The sequence below is a fragment of the Pseudomonas sp. MOIL14HWK12:I1 genome (assembly GCF_000510705.1).
Lineage (GTDB): Bacteria > Pseudomonadota > Gammaproteobacteria > Pseudomonadales > Pseudomonadaceae > Chryseomonas > Chryseomonas oryzihabitans.
This window is the reverse complement of sequence record NZ_KI783310.1, coordinates 333-19,529: the sequence shown is the minus strand read 5'-3', so window position 1 is coordinate 19,529 and position 19,197 is coordinate 333. Positions and strand designations below refer to the sequence as shown.

The 19,197-nt window shown below is 68.5% G+C and carries 14 protein-coding genes; 8 read left to right on the top strand and 6 right to left on the bottom strand.

The genetic code is table 11. The annotated features are described in order from the left end of the window. Nucleotides 1–380: 380 nt before the first annotated feature. The 3 genes from PSEK12I1_RS0123160 to tssI all read left to right on the top strand — a co-directional run bounded on the left by PSEK12I1_RS0123160 (nt 381) and on the right by tssI (nt 4,405). A complete protein-coding gene (locus tag PSEK12I1_RS0123160) occupies nt 381–1,919 on the top strand; it encodes a DNA-3-methyladenine glycosylase 2 (RefSeq protein WP_027603068.1) in 1,539 nt (512 codons plus the stop codon). Then, nucleotides 1,916–2,452 carry a methylated-DNA--[protein]-cysteine S-methyltransferase gene (locus tag PSEK12I1_RS0123155; protein WP_027603067.1) on the top strand — a complete coding sequence of 179 codons (537 nt, stop codon included), beginning with the start codon at nt 1,916–1,918 and terminating at the stop codon, nt 2,450–2,452. Before PSEK12I1_RS0123160 ends, PSEK12I1_RS0123155 begins: the two co-directional genes overlap by 4 nt. 87 nt (nt 2,453–2,539) lie before the next feature. Then, entirely contained in the window at nt 2,540–4,405 is a 1,866-nt protein-coding gene (gene tssI, locus PSEK12I1_RS0123150) for a type VI secretion system tip protein TssI/VgrG (protein WP_027603066.1), read from the top strand. 69 nt (nt 4,406–4,474) lie between these two features. Here the strand turns inward: tssI and tkt are convergent, their stop codons facing one another. The 5 genes from tkt to PSEK12I1_RS0123125 all read right to left on the bottom strand — a co-directional run bounded on the left by tkt (nt 4,475) and on the right by PSEK12I1_RS0123125 (nt 10,061). Further along, nucleotides 4,475–6,472, bottom strand: a complete 1,998-nt coding sequence (tkt, locus tag PSEK12I1_RS0123145) for a transketolase (RefSeq protein WP_027603065.1) — start codon at nt 6,470–6,472, stop codon at nt 4,475–4,477. Between the two features lie 83 nt (nt 6,473–6,555). Further along, nucleotides 6,556–7,155: a membrane integrity-associated transporter subunit PqiC gene (locus PSEK12I1_RS0123140; protein WP_027603064.1), complete on the bottom strand. Its 600-nt coding sequence runs from the start codon at nt 7,153–7,155 to the stop codon at nt 6,556–6,558. Then, nucleotides 7,152–8,798, bottom strand: coding sequence for an intermembrane transport protein PqiB (locus PSEK12I1_RS0123135; RefSeq protein ID WP_027598222.1), 1,647 nt, complete (start codon nt 8,796–8,798; stop codon nt 7,152–7,154). Before PSEK12I1_RS0123135 ends, PSEK12I1_RS0123140 begins: the two co-directional genes overlap by 4 nt. Further along, nucleotides 8,782–9,423, bottom strand: a complete 642-nt coding sequence (locus PSEK12I1_RS0123130) for a paraquat-inducible protein A (RefSeq protein WP_115945141.1) — start codon at nt 9,421–9,423, stop codon at nt 8,782–8,784. The genes PSEK12I1_RS0123135 and PSEK12I1_RS0123130 overlap by 17 nt, the downstream gene beginning before the upstream one ends. Then, nucleotides 9,420–10,061, bottom strand: a complete 642-nt coding sequence (locus PSEK12I1_RS0123125; protein WP_027603063.1) for a paraquat-inducible protein A — start codon at nt 10,059–10,061, stop codon at nt 9,420–9,422. The genes PSEK12I1_RS0123130 and PSEK12I1_RS0123125 overlap by 4 nt, the downstream gene beginning before the upstream one ends. Nucleotides 10,062–10,274: 213 nt before the next feature. Between PSEK12I1_RS0123125 and PSEK12I1_RS0123120 the strand changes: the two genes are divergently transcribed. From PSEK12I1_RS0123120 to PSEK12I1_RS0123100, 5 genes are all read left to right on the top strand, one after another. Then, nucleotides 10,275–11,273, top strand: coding sequence for a metalloregulator ArsR/SmtB family transcription factor (locus PSEK12I1_RS0123120; protein ID WP_027603062.1), 999 nt, complete (start codon nt 10,275–10,277; stop codon nt 11,271–11,273). A 116-nt stretch (nt 11,274–11,389) separates the two neighbouring features. After that, entirely contained in the window at nt 11,390–12,580 is a 1,191-nt protein-coding gene (metK, locus tag PSEK12I1_RS0123115; protein WP_027598218.1) for a methionine adenosyltransferase, read from the top strand. A 170-nt stretch (nt 12,581–12,750) separates the two neighbouring features. Beyond that, entirely contained in the window at nt 12,751–13,380 is a 630-nt protein-coding gene (locus PSEK12I1_RS0123110) for a phosphatase PAP2 family protein (RefSeq protein WP_027598217.1), read from the top strand. Between the two features lie 154 nt (nt 13,381–13,534). After that, nucleotides 13,535–14,584: a spermidine/putrescine ABC transporter substrate-binding protein gene (locus tag PSEK12I1_RS0123105; protein ID WP_027603061.1), complete on the top strand. Its 1,050-nt coding sequence runs from the start codon at nt 13,535–13,537 to the stop codon at nt 14,582–14,584. Next, nucleotides 14,571–16,895, top strand: coding sequence for a bifunctional diguanylate cyclase/phosphodiesterase (locus tag PSEK12I1_RS0123100; protein WP_027603060.1), 2,325 nt, complete (start codon nt 14,571–14,573; stop codon nt 16,893–16,895). Before PSEK12I1_RS0123105 ends, PSEK12I1_RS0123100 begins: the two co-directional genes overlap by 14 nt. 51 nt (nt 16,896–16,946) lie before the next feature. Here PSEK12I1_RS0123100 and PSEK12I1_RS0123095 read toward each other — a convergent pair whose 3' ends face one another. Next, entirely contained in the window at nt 16,947–18,884 is a 1,938-nt protein-coding gene (locus PSEK12I1_RS0123095) for an autotransporter domain-containing SGNH/GDSL hydrolase family protein (RefSeq protein WP_027598214.1), read from the bottom strand. Nucleotides 18,885–19,197 lie beyond the last annotated feature (313 nt).

The window sequence follows — 19,197 nt, the reverse complement described above, 5'->3', positions numbered from 1 at the left end:
GCCTGCTCCGACAAGCCCCCTCTCCCCCTGGGAGAGGGTTGGGGTGAGGGTGCCCCTCGCGACGAAGCTCTTGTGGAAAAGACTGCGCCGTTTTCCTCGCTACGACGCTGAACCGGCCTGCTCCGGCAAGCCCCCTCTCCCCCTGGGAGAGGGTTGGGGTGAGGGTGCCGCTCGCGACGAAGCCCAAGTGGAAAAGGCTGCGCCGTTTTCCACGCTACGATGCTAAGTAATACGGCTTATCGCGGCCATGGGCCGCTCCTACAAACGCCTGATGCTCCTGTAGGAGCGGCCCATGGCCGCGATTAAGATGCCTCGCCCACCTCAGCGGTCCCGTCCGAAAACGGCCAGTCACCCCTCCCCGGCGGTGCTAACCTGCCGCCATGAACGCCTTTCCCGATATTCCCGCCTTCGAACGCGCCCGCCTGGCGCGGGATCCGCGTTTCGACGGCCTGTTCTACACCGCGGTGCTCACCACCGGCATCTACTGCCGGCCGGTGTGCCCGGCGCAACCGCCACGCCCGGAAAACGTCAGCTACTACCCCAGCGCCGCAGCCGCCGAGGCCGCGGGCTATCGCCCCTGCCTGAGATGCCGCCCGGAGCTCTCCCCCGCCGGCGGCCACTGGCAACGCGACGACGCCACCCTGGCGCGGGCCCTGCGACTGATGGACGAAGGCCTGGACGACGGCGGCCTGCCCGCCCTCGCCGCCCGCCTCGACCTCAGCGAACGCCAGTTGCGCCGGCTGTTCGTCGAGCGCCTGGGCGCCGCGCCCCTGGCGGTGCTCACCACCCGCCGACTGCTGTTCGCCAAGCAATTGCTCAGCGAGACCCGGCTACCCATCACCGAGGTGGCCCTGGCCGCCGGCTTCGGCAGTCTCAGGCGCTTCAACACCGCCTTTCGCGACGCCTACGGCCTGGCCCCCAGTCAGGTGCGCAAGGGTCAGGCCGCGGCTTCGCCGGTGCTGGTCCTGCGCCTGGCCTATCGACCGCCCTACGACTTCGCGGCCCAGCTGGATTTTCTCCGCGGCCACGCCCTGCCCGGCGTCGAGGTGCTGGACGACACCAGCTACGCCCGGGTGATCGGTACCCCCGAACAGCCCGGCTGGCTGCGCGTCTCGGCCTGGGACGCCGACACGCCGGCGCTGCGCCTGGAATTGCACGGTGCCGCCCCTGGAGAGCTGCAGGCCGCGGTGGCGCGTATTCGCCGCATGTTCGATCTGGACGCCGATCCCGAAGCCATCGCCCAGGGTCTGGCGGTCGATCCGACCCTGGCGGAACTGGTGGCGCGCCGCCCGGGCCTGCGCCTGCCCAGTGGCTGGGACGGCTTCGAGATCGCCGTGCGCGCCGTCATCGGCCAGCAGGTCAGCGTGGTGGCAGCGACCACCATGACCGCCCGGGTGGTGCAGCGCTTCGGTCGTCCCTGGGGCGAGCCTGGTCACGAGGCCAGTCGACCGCCAGCCGGTCTGCATCACTTCTTTCCCACGGTGGATGCCCTGGCCGATGCCGCCCTGGAAGACCTCACCGGCCTCGGCCTGATCCGCGCCCGCGCCGGCACCCTCGGCACCGTGGCCCGGGCCTTGCGCGCCGGTGAGGTGGACTTCGACACCGGGCGCACCCTGGACGATTTCGCCCGGCGCTGGATCGCGCTCAAGGGCATAGGGCCCTGGACCGCCCAGTACATCGCCCTGCGCGCCCTGGCCCATCCCGATGCCTGCCCGGTGGAAGACCTGGTGCTGCAGAAGCGGCTGGCGCCGCCCGGCGAGCGCCTGACCGCCAAGGCCCTGTACGCCCGCGCCGAAGCCTGGCGGCCCTGGCGTGCCTACGGGGTGATGCAGGTCTGGCGCGAAGCCACCTGGAAGGCGCCCGCCGACGCCCCCGCCGAACCCGTTCCCACCCGTCTCGCCAAGGAGTCGCCCCGATGATCGCCTACTGCCTGCTGGACAGCCCCATAGGTACGCTCACCCTGGCCGCCGACGACAGTGGCCTGCGCGTGGTGGAGTTTCCCGAGAATCGCTACCTGGCCAAGCGTGACGCCAGCTGGAGCGCTGCCGATCACCCGATCCTCGACCTGGCTTGCGTGCAGCTTGGCGAGTACTTCGCCGGGCAGCGCCGGACCTTCGAGCTACCCCTGGCACCGCGCGGCACCCCCTTCCAGCTGGCGGTCTGGCAGGCCCTGGCGGAGATCCCCCACGGCCAGACCTGGAGCTATGGTCAACTCGCCAGCCATCTCGGCCGACCCCAGGCGATGCGCGCGGTGGGCGCCGCCAACGGGCGCAATCCGCTGCCCATCGTGCTGCCCTGCCACCGGGTGATAGGGGCGTCCGGCGCCCTGACCGGCTTTGGCGGCGGCCTACCGACCAAGCAATTCCTGCTGGAACTGGAAGGCGCGCTGCCGCCGCCGCAGGATCTCTTCACCGCCTCCCAGCCTGGCACTGCGCCAGAATCTGCCTGTTAAAAGGCTCTAGAATGCACCTTTCGGCGCTTGAGCCGGTGCAACCCTGTAGCGCACACTGGAGCTTTCGATTCGCAAGGACGCGATGCGATGTTCAGCTCAGCCAATACCCCGACCTTCACCCTAACGCTGGACGGCGTCGCCCAGGATTTCCAGGTGCTCGCCTTCGACGGCCGCGAGGCCATCGGCCAGCCCTATCGCTTCCAGCTCGAGCTGGTCAGCGAGCGCCCGGACTGGCCGCTGGAAGCGCTGTTGCAGCGGCCCGCCTTTCTCGCCCTGGGTCCGGGTGACCAGGGCATCCACGGCCAGCTCGCCGCCGTGGCCCAGGGCGATACGGGCCGGCGCCTGACCCGCTATCGCGCCGAACTGGTGCCGCGCCTGGCTGCCCTGGCCCACCGCGTCAATTCCCGCATCTTCCAGGGACGCAGCGTGCCCGAGATCCTGGCGCAGCTGCTCGAGGAGCACGGCATCCTCGACGGCGACTATCGCTTCGCCCTGGGGCCAACGCGCTATCCGCCGCGCGACTACTGCGTGCAGTACGGCGAAAGCGATCTGGCCTTTCTCACCCGCCTCTGCGAAGAAGAGGGCCTGCACTTCCACCACCAGCATCGCCGCGACGGTCATGTGCTGGTGTTTGGCGATGACGCCACCGGCTTTGCGCGGCTGGGCGCCACCCGTTATCGACCCGGCAGTGGTCTGGTGACGGACGAACCCGTGATCAGTCGCCTGGCGGTCGGCCTGCAGATCCGCAGCAGCGCCGCGACCCTACGCGATCACGACCCATTGCAACCTCGGCTGCGCCTGCACAGCAATGCGGAAACCGCGGCCCAGCCCGCGCTGGAAGACTATGGCTTTCCCGGCCGCTTCACCGATCGCGCTACCGGCCAGCGCCTGAGCAGCCGGCGCCTGGAGCGCCTGCGAGGGGACGCCGTTCAGGCCGAGGGTGCGAGCGACCAGCCCAGCCTGGTGAGCGGGCATTTCCTGCCGTTGGAACAGCACCCGCGCGCCGACTGGAATCAGCTCTGGTTGCTGACCGAGATCCAGCACCAGGGTCGCCAGCCCCAGGTCCTGGAGCAAGACGCCACCGACGCCATCCCGGCCGACGGCTGGCGCCAGGGCTATCGCAACAGCTTTGTCGCCCGGCCCTGGACGCAGCCCTTCCGCCTGCCCCTGCGCCATCCCAAGCCCAGGCTGCTGGGCGCCCAGAGCGCCGTGGTCACCGGACCGGCCGGCGATGACATCCATTGCGATGCCCTGGGCCGGATCAAGGTGCAATTCCACTGGGATCGACAGGGCCGGGCCGATGAGCGCACCAGCTGCTGGCTGCGGGTCGCCAGCGGCTGGGCGGGTGACGGCCACGGCGCCCTGGCGGTGCCGCGGATCGGCATGGAGGTGCTGGTGGGCTTTCTCGAGGGGGATCCCGACCAACCCCTGGTGATCGGCTGCCTGTACCACGCCGAGCATCGCCCACCGCTGGAGCTGCCCCGGGACAAGACCCGCACCACCTTCAAGAGCCTGAGCAGCCCCGGCGGCGGTGGATACAACGAACTGCGCAGCGAGGATCAAGAGGGTCAGGAAGAGATCCATGTCCATGCCCAGCGCGACTGGGACGAACGCATCGGCCATGATCACCGCAGCGAGATCGGCCACGAGCGTCATGAGCGCATCCGCGGCAACAGCTACAGCGAATTCCACGCCGAGGAACACCGCATCACCCGGGGCGAGCGCCGCAGCGAGGTGCGCGCCGACGACCACCTGGACATCGGCGAGAGTCAGCACCTGCGGCTGGACGGCAGTCTGCTGGTCGAGGCCGGCAGCGAGATCCGGCTCCAGTCCGGCCAGAAGATTGTCCTGGAAGCCGGCGCCCGCCTGACCCTCAAGGCCGGCGGCAGCTTCATGCAGCTGGAGGCCGGCGGGGTCACCCTGGCAGGGCCGAGCATCCGGGTGAATCCCTGAGCAGGCGCTGAATCCCGGGCATAAAAAAGCCACGCTTCAGCGTGGCTTTTTCTATTAGCGCGGCAGGACTCAGTCTTCCAGCAACTCGCCAGCCACCGCCAGGACGTTGTCCAGGGTGAAGCCGAAGTGCTCGAACAGCGCGGCCGCCGGGGCGGATTCGCCGTAGGTGTGCATGCCGATGATGCGACCGTCGAGACCGACGTACTTGTACCAGAAGTCGGCGATGCCGGCTTCGATGGCGATGCGGGCACCGACTTCTACCGGCAGGACCTGCTGGCGGTACTCGGGGCTCTGGCGGTCGAAGACGCTGGTGCTGGGCATGGAGACCACGCGCACCTGGCGCCCTTCGGCGCTCAGGCGCTCGTAGGCCTGCACCGCCAGGCCGACTTCGGAGCCGGTGGCGATGAGGATCAGCTCGGGTTCGCCGACGCAGTCCTTGAGCACGTAGCCGCCGCGCGCGGCGTTGCCCAGGGTGGCTTCGTCACGCACGCTGTGGGCCAGGTTCTGGCGCGAGAAGATCAGCGCGCTGGGACCGTCGCGACGCTCCAGGGCCGCGGTCCAGGCGATGGCGGATTCCACCGCATCGGCCGGACGCCAGGTGTCCAGGTTGGGGGTGTAGCGCAGGGAGGCCAGTTGCTCCACCGGCTGGTGGGTCGGACCGTCTTCGCCGAGACCGATGGAGTCGTGGGTGAAGACATAGAGCACCCGCTGCTTCATCAGCGCCGACATGCGCACCGCGTTGCGCGCGTATTCCATGAACATCAGGAAGGTGGCGCCGTAGGGCACCAGGCCGCCGTGCAGGGCGACGCCGTTCATGATGGCGCTCATGCCGAATTCACGTACGCCATAGTGGACATAGTTGCCGCTGGCGTCTTCGGCGGTGACGCCCTTGGCGCCCTTCCACAGGGTCAGGTTGGAGCCGGCCAGGTCGGCGGAACCGCCGAGCAGCTCGGGCAGCAGCGGACCAAAGAACTGCAGGGCGTTCTGGCTGGCCTTGCGGCTGGCGATGGTCTCGCCCTTGGTGGCGACGTCCTGGATGAAGGCGGCGGCGCGCTCGGCGAAATCGGCGGGCAGGTCACCGGCCATGCGGCGCTTGAATTCGGCGGCCAGCTGCGGATGGGCCTGGGCGTAGGCGGCGAAGCGCTCGTTCCATTCGGCTTCGGCGGCGGCGCCGCGCTCCTTGGCACTCCACTCGGCATAGATGTCGGCGGGGATCTCGAAGGGCGCATGGGACCAGCCGAGCAGTTCACGGGCGGCCTGGATCTCGTCGTTGCCCAGGGGTGCGCCGTGGCACTCTTCCTTGCCTTGCTTGTGCGGCGCGCCATAGCCGATCACGGTCTTGCAGCAGATCAGGGTGGGCTTGTCGCTCTTGCGCGCGGTGTCCAGGGCGGTCCTGATCTCGTCGGCGTCGTGGCCGTCGACGTTGCGGATCACCTGCCAGCCGTAGCTCTCGAAGCGCTTGGGGGTGTCGTCGGTGAACCAGCCTTCGACCTCGCCATCGATGGAGATGCCGTTGTCGTCATAGAAGGCGATCAGCTTGGACAGGCCCAGGGTGCCGGCCAGGGAGCAGACCTCATGGGAGATGCCTTCCATCATGCAGCCATCGCCCAGGAAGGCGTAGGTGTGGTGGTCGACGATCTGGTGGCCATCGCGGTTGAACTGGGCGGCCATGACCTTTTCCGCCAGGGCGAAGCCCACGGCGTTGGCGATGCCCTGGCCCAGGGGACCGGTGGTGGTCTCGATGCCCGGGGCGTAGCCGTATTCGGGGTGGCCCGGGGTCTTGCTGTGCAGCTGACGGAAATTCTTCAGGTCGTCGATGGACAGGTCGTAGCCGGACAGGTGCAGCAGCGAATAGATGAGCATGGAGCCGTGGCCGTTGGACAGCACGAAGCGGTCACGGTCGGCCCACTGGGGGTTGCCAGGGTTGTGCTTGAGCTGATCGTGCCAGAGCACCTCGGCGATGTCGGCCATGCCCATGGGGGCGCCGGGGTGGCCGCTGTTGGCTTTTTGCACGGCATCCATGCTGAGGGCACGGATGGCGTTGGCTCGATCACGACGGCTGGGCATTGCGGTGTCTCCTGGCAGAGGCAGAGCGAAAGGGCCATCATTCTGGCCCAGCCAGGGCACTTCCAGCAATCGGCGCGGTCGCCTCAGCCCGCCGGGCAGACTGTCGCGCCGTCGGCCACGAAGGCGCGCGCCATCGGTTCGATGCGCCTGGCCAGGGTCGCCAGGGCCTGGCGGTGCGCCGCGACGACCTCGGCATAGGAGGCGCCGGCGGGCTGGCTGATCCGGCTGCCGCAGGTGAGCACCCGCTCGCCACCCGGTTCGGCCAGGCGCAGGGTCCAGAGCGCGTCCTGCTGGACGCCGCGCCCGGGCCGCGAATCGAAGCGCTGCAGATCCACCTTGATGCGCAGCACCGGGGCGCCGCTGCCGCGCGGGGCATCGCCCAGGTCCAGGGTACCGAGGTCCCGGGACAGGTCGGCGGACAGGGCGCTGCGCACCTCGTCGGCCAGGGGCGCGATCCAGCGTTCGTTTTCCAGCAGGGCGATGCCCTCGCCCTGGCGTACCACCAGTTGCGGCTGATCCACCTGGGGCGGCACCGAGACGCCCTGCAGGGCGAAGCGGAAGTCCGCCGCGCGCGCCTGGCTGGCGGGCTCCGCGGCGCTGGTCAGGGTGTGGTAGTTGAGCGGCGCCTTGGACGAACAGGCGGCCAGCAGCAGGGGCAGAGCCAGGCAGGTCAGGCGCTTCATTGCAGTTTTCCTTTGGCGGGATCGCGGGAGCCCGGTTCGAACTTGGGCGGCGGATCGGTCACCAGACCGCGGATCAGGGATTCCGGATGGCGGCCGAGGTAGTCGCCGAACACGCGCAGGGAACGCGCCATGCGCTGCATCTCTTCCAGGGTCTGGGTCAGATTCTGCTGCACCGGGGAATCCGCGCCCAGGCTCTGGCTGGCGCTGCCGGTGAGTTGCTGCACGCCCATCAGGGTGGTGGTCAGCTGCGGCAGGACCCCGGCGTTGAGCTGCTTGAGGGTGCCGCTGAGCTGCGCCAGGCTGGTGTCGAGATTCTTGCCGATGGAATCGAAGGGGATCTTGTCGATCTTGTTGACGATGCCGGCCATCTGCTCCTGCAGGCGATCGAAGCTGCCGGTGACGGTGGGGATCGACAGCGGCTTGGCCTGGGGATCGAAGGCCACCTTGGGTGCATTGGGCACGAAGTCGACGGAAATGTAGAGCTGGCCGGTCAGCAGGTTGCCGGTGCGGGCCTGGGCGCGCAGACCGCGGGCCACCCAGCCGGCGAACAGCTTGCCGTCGCGGTCCTTGGTCTCGATGCGCTTGCCGACGTCGCCCAGCCGCTGGGGATAGATGACCGCGCCGACGATCAGCGAGAAGCGATCCTGGGCGTCCTCGTAGTCGGGGGTCAGGGAGACCACCCGGCCAACGTTCATGCCGAGGAATTCCACCGGCGCCCCGGTGGCGAGGCCACGCAGCGACTGCTGGAATCTCATCCGCACATAGAAGGGCTCGCCATCCGGCGGCGCCAGGGCACTGGCCTGGTCGTCGAACAGGGTGAAACGCTGGTCTTCGTCGGCCTCCTGCGGATCCTTGGGCCATTCGGGGGTGACGAAGGCGATGCCGCCCGCCACCACCGTGGCCAGCGACTGGGTATTGAGCTTGAGGCCGGAGGCGCTGAGCGAGACATCGACCCCGCTGGCGTTCCAGAAGCGGCTGTTGGCGGTGACGAAGCGGTCGTAGGGCGAATCGACGAAGATCTGCGCGCTGACGCCCTTGCCGTCCTGGTTGAGATGGAAGGACACCACCCGGCCGACCTGGATGCGCCGGTAATAGACCGGCGAGCCGACGTCCAGCGAGCCGATGTCGTCGGCGGTGACGATGAATCTCTTGCCCGAGGCGCCGTGGATCAGCGCCGGCGGCTGCTCCAGGCCGCGGAAGTCGCGATGGGACTCGGTGGAATCGCCGATGTCGGCGCCGATGAAGGCGCCCGACACCAGGGTGTCGACCCCCGAGACGCCATTGACGCCGAAGCGCGGCCGCACCACCCAGAAGCGCGCGTCCTTGGTGGCGAAGCCCTCGGCGGACTTTTCCAGCTCGATGGTGGTGATCACCCGGTTGCGATCCGGTGCCAGCTGGATGTCGCTGACGGTGCCGATCACCACGTTCTTGTACTTGACCTGGGTCTTGCCGGCTTCCAGGCCCTCGGCGGTGAGAAAGGTCACCGTGATGGTCGGCCCGCGCGAGGCCCAGCTGTGGATCACCATGGACAGCCCGATCAGGGCCGCCACGATGGGCACCAGCCAGATCAGCGATACGCTCCAGCGACTGCGGCGTACCTCGGGGGTAGGCGCCAGGGCGTCGGGTTCATGCCTGTCCGTCATCGTTCACCTCTGCATCCCAGATCAAGCGGGGATCGAAACTCATCGCGGCGAGCATCGTCAGCACCACCACGAAACCAAAGAACACGATACCCAGGCGCGGCGCCGCCGAACTCAGGGCACCGAAGTGCACCAGCGCCGAGACCAGAGCCACCACGATCACGTCGAGCATCGACCAGTAGCCGATCAGCTCGACGAAGCGATAGAGCCGGGCACGCTGGGCGGTGGCCCAGTCGCTGCGGCGCTGGCAACTCACCAGCAGGGTGCCGAGCACCAGAAACTTGATGGAGGGTACCGCCACGCTGGCGATGAAGATCACCAGGGCGACGCCCCAGGAGCCGTTCTCCCAGAATTCGATCACCCCCTCGAGGATGGTGCTTTCCGTGCCGCGGCCCAGGGTACCGGTGAACATCACCGGCAGGGTATTGGCGGGGATATAGAGGATCAGCGCGGCGAGCAGATAGGCCCAGGTCTTGGCATAGACGTTGGGCTTGCGCCGGTGCAGCGCCGAGCCGCAGCGCGGGCAGCCGGCCTTGTGCCGGCGCGGCGCGGTGCAGACCTTGCCGCAGACGTGGCACAGGCACAGGCCGAGTTCGTCGGCGCGCGGCGGCAACTGCGGCGCGCTCAAGACTCGCGCTCCCCGACGGCGTCCCACAGCGGGTGCAGGTCGCGCTTGGCGATGATCAAGAGGACCACCATCAGCCCGACCATGCCGAACAGCCCCAGCCCCACCACCACGTGCAGCAGGCCGGCGAGCTTGATCACCGCCACCAGGGCGCCAAGCACGAAGACCTCGATCATGCTCCAGGGCCGCAGGTAGTGCAGGGTGACCATGGCCGTGGCGAAGCCGGGGGCTCGGCGGCCGAGCTGGGCGAAGCCGAGCACCCAGAGCAGCAGCAGGATCTGCAGCAGTGGCACCACGAACAGGGTCATGGCCACCACCAGCGCCATGGGGCCGGCGAAGCCGCGACTCATGGCGACCACCGATTCCAGCAGGGTCGCCTCGCTGTGCAGGCCGCGAAAGCTGAGTTGCAGGATGGGTCCGACATTGGCGATCACGAACAGCACCGCCGCGGCGATCGCCAGCGCCAGCAGACCCTGGATGTCCAGGCGGCTGGCACGATAGAGCAAGGCGCCACAGCGCAGACAGTGCGCCCGCTCGCCAGCGGCGAGCGGCTCCAGGCGATGCACCGAATCGCAGTGCTCGCAGATCACCAGGCGCGTGCCGGCGGCAGGCGCGGAAGGGGACGGTGGCTGGACGGACATGGGTTACCCGGTGACGCTCCTGGAAGAGGGCTGCAGGTTGGACGCGCGAGTCTCGCGGTCGTTACCGCAACGTTGCGAAGACCGCTGAGCAAAAGGCCCCGGCATCTTACCTTCCTCGACGAAGGTATGCGCGGCCCACCGCCATGGACAAGTATCAAAACTTTTTGATGCTTTTCTTGCGAGGCCCGGGACGGGTCTCTAGACTAGCGCCCCATGAATCCGCTCCGCGTGCCGGCGCTCGGCCAAGAACCAGGAGATACCCTCGCCGCCCTGTGCAAGGCCGGCGGCGATCCCCTGCGCCTGAACGTCCTGCGCGCCCTGCACAGCGCCTCCTTCGGCGTGCTGGAACTGGCGCAGATCTTCGCCACCGGCCAGTCCGGCATCAGCCACCACCTCAAGGTGCTGGCCCAGGCGCAACTGGTGGCCACCCGCCGCGAGGGCAACGCCATCTTCTATCGCCGCGCCCTGCCCCGCCCCGGCAGCCTGGGGGGCGCCCTGCACGCCGCCCTGCTCGAAGAGGTGGACGCCCTGGCCCTGCCCAGTGCGGTGCAGACGCGGATCGGCGAGGTGCATGCCCAGCGCGCGGCGGTGAGTCGCGACTTCTTCGCCCGGGTGGCGGAAAAATTCCAGGCCCAGCAGGACCTGATCGCCAGCCTGCCGCAGTATCGCGACGGCCTGCTCAGCCTGCTGGACGCCCTGGCCCTGGATCCGCGTGGCTGCGCCCTGGAAGTGGGCCCGGGCGACGGCGCCTTCCTGCCGGACCTGGCGCGGCGTTTCGCCCGGGTGGTGGCGGTGGACAACAGCCCGGCCATGCTCGAACTGGCGCGCCAGCGCTGCCAGCGTGACGGCCTTGCCCATGTCGAACTGCAACTGGCCGACGCCCTCGCCGAGCCGCTGCCAGCGGCCGACTGCGTGGTCCTCAACATGGTCCTGCACCACCTCGCCGCGCCGGCGGAGGCGCTGCAGCAGCTGGCGCGGCGCGTGGCACCGGGCGGCAGTCTGGTGATCACCGACCTCTGCCCCCACGACCAGACCTGGGCGCGCGCGGCCTGTGGCGATCTCTGGCTCGGCTTCGACCAGGACGAACTGGCGCGCTGGGCCCAGGCCGCCGGCCTGCAGGCGGGCGAAAGCCTCTACCTCGGCCTGCGCAACGGCTTTCAGATCCAGGTGCGCCAGTTCGCGCGCCCGGATCAGGGAAACACCCCGTCATGAGGCCAACCGGCCAGTGGCGGGTGGACCCGACGCTCAAGGGCGTCATGTCCAGCAAGGAAACTGCTGTCTCGACCGGCCTGCGGGCCCCTATCCCTTGGTAATTTAGGAACCATTCGATGAGCGAATATTCCCTGTTCACCTCCGAGTCCGTGTCCGAAGGCCATCCGGACAAGATCGCCGACCAGATCTCCGATGCCGTGCTCGACGCCATCATCACCCAGGACAAGCACGCCCGCGTGGCCTGCGAGACCCTGGTCAAGACCGGTGTGGCCATCGTCGCCGGCGAGGTGACCACCTCCGCCTGGGTCGACCTGGAGCAACTGGTGCGCGACGTCATCGTCGACATCGGCTACGACAGCTCGGACGTGGGCTTCGACGGCGCCACCTGCGGCATCGTCAACATCATCGGCAAGCAGTCGGTGGACATCGCCCAGGGCGTCGATCGCAGCAAGCCGGAAGACCAGGGCGCCGGTGACCAGGGCCTGATGTTCGGCTACGCCTGCAACGAGACCGATGTGCTGATGCCCGCGCCCATCACCTTCTCCCACCGCCTGGTGGAACGTCAGGCCGAGGCGCGCAAGTCGGGCCTGCTGCCCTGGCTGCGTCCGGACGCCAAGTCCCAGGTGACCTGCCGCTACGACGGCGGCAAGGTGGTCGGCATCGACGCCATCGTGCTGTCCACCCAGCACAATCCCGAGGTCAAGTACGCCGACCTGCGCGAAGCCGTGATGGAGCTGATCGTCAAGCACGTCATCCCCGCCGAGCTGCTGCACAAGGACACCCAGTTCCACATCAACCCGACCGGCCAGTTCATCATTGGCGGCCCGGTGGGTGACTGTGGTCTGACCGGCCGCAAGATCATCGTCGACAGCTACGGCGGCATGGCCCGTCACGGCGGTGGCGCCTTCTCCGGCAAGGACCCGTCCAAGGTCGACCGCAGCGCCGCCTACGCCGGTCGCTACGTGGCCAAGAACATCGTCGCCGCCGGCCTGGCCGATCGTTGCGAGATCCAGGTGTCCTACGCCATCGGCGTGGCCCAGCCCACCTCCATCTCGATCAACACCTTCGGCACCGCCAAGATCAGCGACGAGAAGATCGTGCAGCTGGTGCGCGAGCATTTCGACCTGCGCCCCTACGCCATCACCACCATGCTCGACCTGCTGCACCCGATGTACCGGGCCACCGCGGCCTACGGTCACTTCGGTCGCCATCCCCAGGAAATCACCGTGGGCGATGACACCTTCACCACCTTCACCTGGGAACGCACCGATCGCGCCGCCGCCCTGCGCGCCGCCGCCGGTCTGTAACACGCCTCCCGGCAGACAGCCCCGCCACCTCCGGTGCCGGGGCTTTTTTCTGGGTCTGCAACCGGGGTCCCAGCGCTTTCTTGCACCAGTCCACAGGCTGGCACGGGCGATGCAACCTCTGGGCGTGCGGTGGTCAGAATGCCTCGTCTTCTCCAGGAGTGTGCTTATCCATGTGGCTGTTCATCACCAACTTCGGCGATTCCTCGGTGATGCTTCCCTGCGCCGTGCTGATCGCGCTCTGGCTGCTGGCCGGTCTGTCGGCGCGGGCGGCACTGCTCTGGCTGCTGCTGTTTGGTGCGGCCAGTCTCAGCGTGGCCCTGTCGAAGATCGCCTTCTTTGGCTGGGGCCTGGGCATTCCGCGCCTGGACTTCACCGGCTTCAGCGGTCACTCCATGCTGGTGGGCAGCGTGCTGCCGGTCCTCGGCTGGCTGCTGGCCAGCCGGGCGCGGCCGTCGCTGCGGCTGACCGCGGCCGCCCTGGGCGCGCTGTGCGCCCTGCTCATCGCCGTCTCGCGGGTGGTGCTGGGCTATCACTCGATCTCGGAAGTGGTGACCGGCCTGCCCATCGGCTACGCCGCCAGCGGCAGCCTGCTGTGGCTGCTGCGGGGCCAGGAGGTCAACCTCAAGCCGCGTCAGGCCGCGCTGGGCGCCAGCCTGCTGCTGTTGCCCCTGCTGTTGCTGCATGGCACCAATGCGCCCACGCAACGGGTGCTGGAGCGTCTGGCGGTGAAATTCGCCGACGAGCAGAATCCCTGGACCCGCGCCCATCAGCGCGCCGGGGTGGCGCCGCTGCAGAACTGAAGGTCAGAACTCAGCGCGTGCAATAGACGGCGCCCGCGGCTGGCGAATACGCGGATGACTCCTAGACTGGCAAGAGCCCCGACGTTCGCGGGGTGAACGTCAGGGCCTTGCGGCCCCTCCTAGTTAAGTCAGTCCTTGCCGCCGAGTCGTCCGCATGCGCTACTGCATCCCCCTTGTCTGCAGCCTGGTGCTCACCGGGCTGCCCGCGTCACCCGTGGCGGCTGCCGAGCCCTTGCGGCTCTATACCTGGGAAGGCTATTTCAGCGACACCCTACTGCAGCGCTGGGCCAAGGCTCATTCGCCCGTGCAGGAAATCCATTTCGACAGTAGCGACGTGCGCGATGCCACCCTGGCACGCGGCGATGCCGATCTCGACCTGGTGGTGATCAACGAGGTCAGCGCCACCCGCCTCGGCCAGGACGGCCTGCTGATGCGCATCGATCCCCAGCGCCTGCCTCATTTGAGCGAGCTCGATCCGCGCTGGCGCCAGAGTTGCGGCGACTATGCCGTGCCCTACGTCTGGGGCACCCTGGGCCTGCTCTACCGCAGCGATCGCCTGGCCCAGGCGCCCTCGTCCTGGCAGCCGCTGCTGCAGCCGGAGCCGGCCCTGCACGGCCATATCGCCATGCTCGAAGACCACGACGACCTCCTGGTAGCGCCTCTGATCACCCTCGGCGCCGCCATCAACAGCGACGACCCCGAGTTGCTCAGACGCAGCTTCGCGCTGCTCAAGGCCCAGGCCCCGGCGGTGCTGACCTATCAGTATGTGGTCAGCGCCCTGCACAATCCGGCCTACAGCGATCGCATCGAGCTGGCCCTGGGCTACAGCGGCGACCAGCACCTGCTCAATGCCGCGACGCCCGGGCAGCCCTGGCGCTTCGTCACGCCGCGCGAGGGCAGCCTGCTGTGGGTGGACTGCGTGGCCCTGCTCAGCAGCTCACGGCACCAGGCCGCCGCCTGGCGCTTCATCGATTTCCTCAACGAACCGCGCAATGCCGTGCTGGCGACCGAGGACCTGCACCTGGCAACCCCCAATGCCGGCGCCCTGCGGCTGCTGTCGGCAGACCTGCGTCAGGATCCCAGCCTGTTTCCCCCCGATGAGGTGCTCGCCCGCAGCCAGGTCTTTCGCGAAGGTCCGCCCGACACCTTCCAGACCCGGCAACGCATCGGCAGTGCTCTGGTAGGTCGCCATGACGCTCAATAGACGCGCCCTGCTGCTGATCCTGCCGGTCGCCCTGCTCTGCAGCCTGACCCTGGTCGGTCTGGGCTACACGGTCCAGCGCGAAGCGGTGATCGGCCTCGAACGCTCGCGGGTCAACCATGACCTGGCGGCGCTGGAAACCACCTATCGCGAGTACGACCACTTCAGCCGCAACCTGCTCTATGCCCTGTCCAACAGCGCCGCCCTGGGCAACTTCCTGCGGCAGACCGAGGTGCCCTATCGCAACGAAGCCCTGGGTACCCAGCTGCAACTGGCGGTGCGCCAGCTGGCCGGCGACGATGCGCCCAGCCATATCTCCCTGGCCATCGCCCGCCCCGACCTCAGCCTGGCCTACTACTACGAACGCAGTGGCGACCCCTTCGCCCAACTGAGCGCTGCCCAGCGGCAACTGCTCGAACGCCTGACCCAGGAGCCGAGCGGTCCGCTGGAGCGGCGCGACTATCTGCTCGACGAACAGGGGCGATCACTGCTGGTGGCGACCACTTCACTGCTGCCGAGCACCGCCGGACCGCCCCTGCCGGGTCAGCGCGGGCTGGCGATGACGCTGCAACTGGCGGTCAGCCCGGACCGGATGGAGGCCATGCGCCGTACCCTCGAGCAAAGCTATGGCGCGCCCCTGGAATTCAGCCGGACGCTGCCCGTCCGCACCAGCGATTTCACCGCCGTCGAGCGCCTGTCGCCCGATCTCTATGTACGCCTGACCCCGGATCCGGGGCACCTGGACCGGGAATTGCGCCGTCTGGCGATCGCCTACTTCAGCGGCGGCCTGCTGGTGACCCTGGCCTGCATCCTGGTCCTGATCCTGCTGATCCGCCGCTATATCACCCGGCCCATCGCGCGGCTGGACAGTCAGCTCACCGAGGTGCTGGAAGGCCAGCGCCAGGCCCTCGAAACCGGCGACGAACCCGGCGAGATCGGCCATCTGGGCGCCAACATGAAGCGCCTGCACGACAACAACCTGACCATCCTGGCGCAGTTGCGCACGGCCCTGCGCACCGACGTCCTCACCCAGATCGGCAATCGTCGCTACTTCCAGCTCATGGGTGAATCCTGGCTGGCGGGCAAGCCGGACGGCCGCCATATCGCCCTGCTCTATTTCGGCCTCGATCACTTCAAGTCGGTGAACGACAGATTCGGCCACGAAGTGGGCGATGAGCTGCTGCAGGCCGTGGCCCGGCAGACCCAGCAGCAGCTGGAAGCCTATCAGGCGGACAACGAGCTGGTGTTCACGCGCCTGGCGGGCGATGAATTCGCCATCCTGCTGCGCGGCCCGGCGGCGGCGACCGACGCCCTCGCCCTGGGCCAGCAGCTGCAGCAGAACCACGACAACGGCACCCTGGTTGGCGAGCGGCGCTATGCGGTGACCCTGAGTATCGGCCTGGCGACCCCCGAGGCCCCGCTGGACCTGGCCGACCTGCTGGCCCAAGCCGACCTGGCCCTGGAGCGGGCCAAGAACGAAGGCGGCAACCGCCTGGTGCACTTCACCCCGGAACTGGCCGCGCGCCAGCGCCGCCAGGATCTGCTGGACGAGCACCTGCGGCGCATGAACCCGGACGAGGAATTCCATCTCGTCTACATGCCGGCGGTCGACAGCAACGGCCAGGTGCGTTCCGCCGAAACCCTGCTGCGCTGGAATTCGCCGCGCCTCGGCCCGGTGTCACCGGCGGAATTCATCCCCATCGCCGAACGCCAGGGGCACTTTCGCTGGATCGATCGCTGGGTCGTGGACCAGGCCTGCCGCGAATACCCGGCGCTGCAGGAGGTTCTGGGCAGCGACCTGGTGCTGTCCATCAACCTGTCGTCGGCGCAACTGGATCAGGCCGACATCGTGCCCTATCTGCGCGAGCGGGTCCGCCACCACCGTGTCGATCCGGCCCGCCTGGAACTGGAATTCACCGAGACCTTCGCCGCCGAGCTGAACGAGCGGACCCTGGGGCTGCTGCATGAATTGCGCGCCGAGGGCTTTCGCGTGGCCATCGACGATTTCGGCGTCGGCTACACCTCGATCCAGCAGGTCACCGACTATCCCGCCGACACCATCAAGTTCGACCGGCTCATCGTCGAGCGCCTCAGCCAGCCCGGCAACCAGGCCAGCCTGGATGCGCTCATCGCCTTCTGCCATGCCCGCGACGCCCAGGTGATCGCCGAGGGCGTGGACACCGAACTCAAGCAGCTCTGCCTGCAACAGGCCGGTTGCGATCTTCTGCAAGGCTTTCTGGTTTGCCCGCCGCGCCGTCTGGACGAATTGCGCGACTGGCAGCGCCAGCGCCTGGGCGATCCCAGCCGGGTCTAGCCGCAATGCCCGCTGACACCCTGTCAGCGGGCCTTGCCCGCAGCGCGGCGGTTAGAAGTCCAGTGACAGGCCCAGGCCCACGCCCTGCTGATGGCTATCGCCCGCGCCGGCATAGCTGTAGCCACCGCGCAGGGTCAGTTCCGGGGTCAGCCGCTGGACCACGCCCAGGCTCAGTCGGGTGCGGTCGCTGTCGGGCTGGTAGCCGTCCAGGGTGTAGTCCAGACCCGGCACGCTGTTCAGGCGCATGGTCACGTCGCGGGTGCCATCGGCGAATTCCCGCTCGCGGCCCAGGTCGGCGAACAGCGCCGTGGCCGGGGCGAGTTGCCAGCGCCCCTGCAGACCCAGCCCCAGCCGCCGCGAGGTGCTCGACTGGTCGTCGAACTCCAGCGCCGTGGCGTCGTTGCCGCGCTCGCGATAGCCATCCACCTGGACGCGGGCATAGTCGGCGCTGAGATAGGGACTCAGGTGCCAGGGACTGCCGGCCGCCGCCAGGTCGTAGCCCAGCCGCGCCGAGAGGGCGCGCAGATCGCCGTCGGTGTCGCCCTGCTCGCTGCGGGTGGTCGGGCCGAGGGCGAAACGGCGGCTCAGGTCGTCATAGTCCAGCCGGCCACCGGTGGCGGTGAGATCGCCCCAGAGGCGCTCGCCCTGGTACTGGGCGAAGGCGCTGAGCAGATAGCTGTTGAGGCGATAGCTGGAATCGGCCGCGCCGGGCTCCAGGCGCTGGCGCGCGACACCGGCGGCCACGCCGAGGCGCCATTCCTCGCTGAGCCGATAGCTGCCACCCAGGTCCAGGCTGTAGCCGTTGCCATCGCCGCCGGCGGTGCTGCGCTGGTCGTCGACGTCCAGGCGCCGCGCGCTGGTATCCACATAGCCCTGCCAGCGCCCCACCGGCTGCCAGGCATGCCAGTCGCCCAGCCAGCGCTGGTGCAGGCCGTCCTGGTGCGCCCTGAGGGTGGACTGGGCCATCTCCGGCAGCAGCGTGACCTCCCAGGGCGCCGCCAGCAGCGAATAGGCGTAGTCGGCGATCAGCCGCTGGCCGGTGATGGTCGGGTGGACGCGATCGTTGAACAGCAGCTGGCTGGGATCGGCCGCCGCCGCACCCAGGCCATAGGTGGGGTTGCGGGTGCAGCTGTCGCCGCTGAAGCAGGTGCCGGTCAGATTCTGCCCGCTGGCCAGGCCATAGCGGCCCGGCTCGGCCACCACCTCGGCCAGCAGCTGGGGCACGTTGAGACCGATGATCTCGGCGTCGATACCGGCCAGGCGCGCCACCAGCGCCTGGTTGTAGACCCGACTCAGGGCCGAGCTGGCCGCCTGTTGCGGCGAACCGGCCAGGGCTGGGGTCTGGCCGATGTCGGGCAGCAGCCAGACCACCATATAGCGGGCGCCGGCCTGCTGCAGCGCAGCCACGCCGTCACCCAGGCGATTGGCCGCGGCCGCCGCGGTGGCCGGCGAGGTGACCAGTCCCTGGAGGAAGTCGTTACCCCCGCCGCTGATATAGAACAGGGTGTTGGGATCCAGGCTCAGTCCCTGGCTGGCGAGGCCGGGCAGGTAGCCGTCACGGCTGCGCAGGGTCAGGCCACCCACCGCCACCACCGAGCCGTTGCGAGCGGTGATGGAATCGCGGATCTGCGCCGTGGTGTAGCCACCCGTGGCCCAGTTGTCGCCATCGCTCAGGCCGATCCGCTGATTGATCAGCGAGGTCGAGGCGTCCAGGGTACGGACATCGAAGCCCAGTTGCTGGCCGAGCAGGATCGAGGACACCGGTCCGGTCACCGCGCCGCTGGCCGGGCTGTAGCCGGGACCGACGCGGTTGGTGAATCTGAGGCTGGCGCCCGTGACCCCGGTATCGGGAAATTGCCCGGCATCGAGCAGGCTGTCGCCGAACACGGTGAAGCCACTGTAGGGATTGGGAGCCGCCTGGGCGGTTGCCGCGAGCGCCGTGGCCAGGGCGATGGCCAGCGGCAGGCGTTGCCTGAGGAAAGATGTCATGCCTGCATCCTTGATTGTTGTTATCGGGGCACGCGTCAGGGCGTGTGGCCCCACGCTAGACGGTTTTTGTGACGTTGTATCTGGGTGTAAACAAAAACCTGGAAGACATTTGTTCGGCTTGAACGGCAGGTCAGAGGGCTGTCGGCAATTCGACCGGAGCGGCCTGCCATGACTGTCGAGTCTGCTGGTCAATCCGTGGCGACGCTCATCGGGACGATGAGGCTGATCGCCCGCTCGGATAGCACCCTCTCCGCCGGGGAGAGGGTTGGGGTGAGGGCCCCCTGGCAGCGAGCCCAGTGGAAAAGGCTGCGCC